The 2,921-nt window shown below is 60.1% G+C and carries 4 protein-coding genes; all 4 read left to right on the top strand.

The features are described from left to right. Positions 1–134 precede the first annotated feature (134 nt). The 4 genes from AC11W3_RS14135 (at position 135) to AC11W3_RS14120 (ending at position 2,911) form a co-directional block, all read left to right on the top strand. The gene (locus AC11W3_RS14135; protein WP_484093192.1) at positions 135–557 is read left to right on the top strand and encodes an NADH-quinone oxidoreductase subunit C; all 423 of its coding nucleotides are present in this window, start codon (positions 135–137) and stop codon (positions 555–557) included. After that, a complete protein-coding gene (locus AC11W3_RS14130) occupies positions 547–1,626 on the top strand; it encodes a hydrogenase large subunit (protein WP_484093191.1) in 1,080 nt (359 codons plus the stop codon). The genes AC11W3_RS14135 and AC11W3_RS14130 overlap by 11 nt, the downstream gene beginning before the upstream one ends. A gap of 64 nt (positions 1,627–1,690) precedes the next feature. After that, a complete protein-coding gene (locus AC11W3_RS14125; protein WP_484093190.1) occupies positions 1,691–2,077 on the top strand; it encodes a 4Fe-4S binding protein in 387 nt (128 codons plus the stop codon). A gap of 72 nt (positions 2,078–2,149) precedes the next feature. Further along, on the top strand, positions 2,150–2,911 hold the full coding sequence (locus AC11W3_RS14120; RefSeq protein ID WP_484089359.1) for a bestrophin-like domain: 762 nt from the start codon (positions 2,150–2,152) through the stop codon (positions 2,909–2,911). Positions 2,912–2,921: the final 10 nt, after the last annotated feature.

Here is a 2,921-nt window from a genome sequence, read left to right as displayed (position 1 = left end):
TGGGAAAGGCTTAATCACATTTTTATCTGTGTGTATCAGATGGAACCTGATTTAAAGGTTTGGAAAGGCTTTATCAGATTTTTATCCGCAGTTATCAGATTTGATCCGCGAGCCCGCTTTGAAGGAGAGCGACTATGGGTGAACCTCAGGAGACAGTGCCGGTTGAGAAGTGCGATCTGGTCGGGATGGTGGCCGAGCTTTTCGCCGAGGGGCACCGGCTGGTCCAGATCGGCTGCTCGACGCTGCCGGGCTCCTACGAAATCACCTATTCGTTCGACCGAGAGTACCGCTTAAAAAACCTGAGGATAACCGTCACGCCGGATGAGGCAGTCCCGAGCATCAGCGTGATCTACCCCAACGCCTTCCTGTACGAGAACGAGATCCACGACCTTTTCGGAGTCGTCATCACCCATATCGCGGTCGATTACCGGGGCACCCTCTACCGGACCGCGCTCAGCACACCTTTCAGCATCGACAACGTCAAGCTGCCGGAAGCTTCGAAGCTTTCCAAAGCCCCCTCCCCTCCTGAAAAAAACAGAGGAAACCATGGCCCGTAGAAACGTCATCCCCCTCGGACCTCAGCACCCGGTACTCCCCGAGCCGATCCACTTCGACCTGGTGACCGAAGACGAAAGGGTTATCGACGCCTTCCCCTCGATAAGCTACGTCCACCGCGGCCTGGAGCGCCTGGTCGAGAAGCGCGATTTCATCGACTTCACCTACGTGGCCGACCGCATCTGCGGCCTCTGCAGTTTCATGCACTCCCTCGGTTACTGCCAGGCGGTGGAGGAGATCATGGGGATCGAGGTGCCGCGGCGCGCCCTCTTCCTCCGAACCATCTGGGCGGAGCTCTCCCGGATCCACAGCCATATCTTCTGGCTGGGGATCGCCGCCGACGCCTTCGGTTTCGAGAGCCTCTTCATGCAGGCGTTGCGTCTGCGGGAGCCGGTGCTCGACATCTTCGAGGAGACCACGGGGGCGAGGGTCATCCTCGGAGTCTGCAAGGTGGGCGGGGTGCGCCGAGACATCGATGCCGACACCCTGAAGACGATCGTCAAGCGCCTGGCCGTCCTGAAGGCGGACCTGGAGGAACTCTGCCAGGTCTTTATCGACGATTACTCGGTGAGGCACAGGCTGTCGGGCGTCGGCTTCATCTCGCGGGAGGACGCCTATACGCTCGGCTGCGTGGGACCTATGGCCCGGGCCAGTGGCCTCGCCATCGACATGCGGGTCCTGGGCTATGCCGCGTACAAGTACCTGGAAGTGGAACCGGTGGTGGAGAAGGATGGAGACTGCTATGCCCGCTGCCTGGTGCGCATCCGCGAAATCTTCCACTCCATGGACCTGATCCGCCAGGGGGTGGAGAAGATCGCCGACGGGCCGGTTGAGGTGAAGGTGACCGGGGCGCCGGATGGCGAGTACTATTCGCGGGTCGAGCAGCCAAGGGGCGAGGTGATTCATTACGTCAAGGGAAACGGCGCCAGGTTCCTGCAGCGGTTCCGGGTGCGAGTCCCCACCTTCAGCAACCTTCCGGCCATGATCAAGGTTCTCAAGGGGTGCGAGGTCGCCGATGTGCCGAACATCATCTTGACCCTGGACCCGTGCATCAGCTGCACGGAGCGGTGAGGCGGGTCGCAACCGAGCATCTGCGCCGCCGTCATCCTCGATGGCGAGCCGCCGGGAGCGGGAAATGAAGATGTTCACCATGATGAAGACGATCACGAAGAACGTGGCCAAAGGTCCCGCCACCCTCATGTATCCCCAGCGGGCGCGGGTATATCCCAGCATCACCAGGGGGAGCATCGAAAACGACATCGGGAAATGCATCTTTTGCGGTCTTTGCGGCAAACGGTGCCCGACATACGCCATCATCGTCACCAAGGAAAAGAGGGAGTGGCAGATAGACCGGCTGAAATGCTGCACCTGCAACCTGTGCGTCGATGTCTGCCCCGTCAAATGCCTCTCTACCGCAAATCAGTATGCTCCGCCGGTCACCGCCAGGGGGATGGGGATCCACGAAGAACGTGTCGCCAACGCGCCTGCGGCAGGCACAGAGCCGGGACGGGCGGATGAGTAGCGCGCGAAATTCACGGAGGAATAGGATACCCGGGCACTGCTGGGTCAACGCTCAACCATCTTGGAGAGAACCATGAGCTCAACCACCGTTGCCTTGTTCGCTTTTGTCTGCATCTTCGGCGGAGCGCTGCTCGGCCTGCTCCTGCGTGCTTTTTTGCCTGAGCACCACCTAAGCGACGATGCGCGGGACGTGGTGAAGCTGGGGATCGGGCTCATCGCAACGCTGGCCGCTCTTGTCCTCGGCCTGCTGGTCAGCACAGCAAAAAATTCATTGGATGTCATGCAGTCCGAGCTAGTCCAAAGCGGCGCGAAGATCATCATGCTGGACCGGACCCTGGCCAACTACGGGCCGGAAACGAAGGATATTCGCGACCGCCTGCGTTTCAGCTTGGCCGCCGCCATCACTCTTGTCTGGCCCGAGGATAAGACCCGGCCGGCGCAAACGGACAATGCGTGGGTGGCATCGCAGTTGGAAAAAATGCCAGGGAAACTGCGGGAACTGTCGCCGCGCAACGACTCCCAGCGCGCGCTTCAGGCACAGGCCCTCCAGGGGATCGCTGACCTGGCCCAATCACGCTGGCTGCTGATCGAGCAGATCCAGAACCCGCTGCCGAAAGCGTTCCTGTACGTCCTGCTGTTCTGGCTCACCACGCTCTTTATCGGTTTTGGGATTTTGGCGCCCCGCAATGCCACGGTGATAGCGGTGTTACTTATTTGCGCGGTATCGGTATCGGGGGCGATTTTTATTATCCTGGAGATGAACACCCCCCTCACCGGGATGATCAAGGTTTCCAATGCCCCCTTGCGGAAAGCACTGGACCACCTTGGCAAGTAGCATCCTCGGC

Source organism: Geomonas sp., assembly GCF_056994735.1.
The sequence above is the reverse complement of the archived record's forward strand: the minus strand, read 5'-3'. Positions and strand labels throughout refer to the sequence as shown.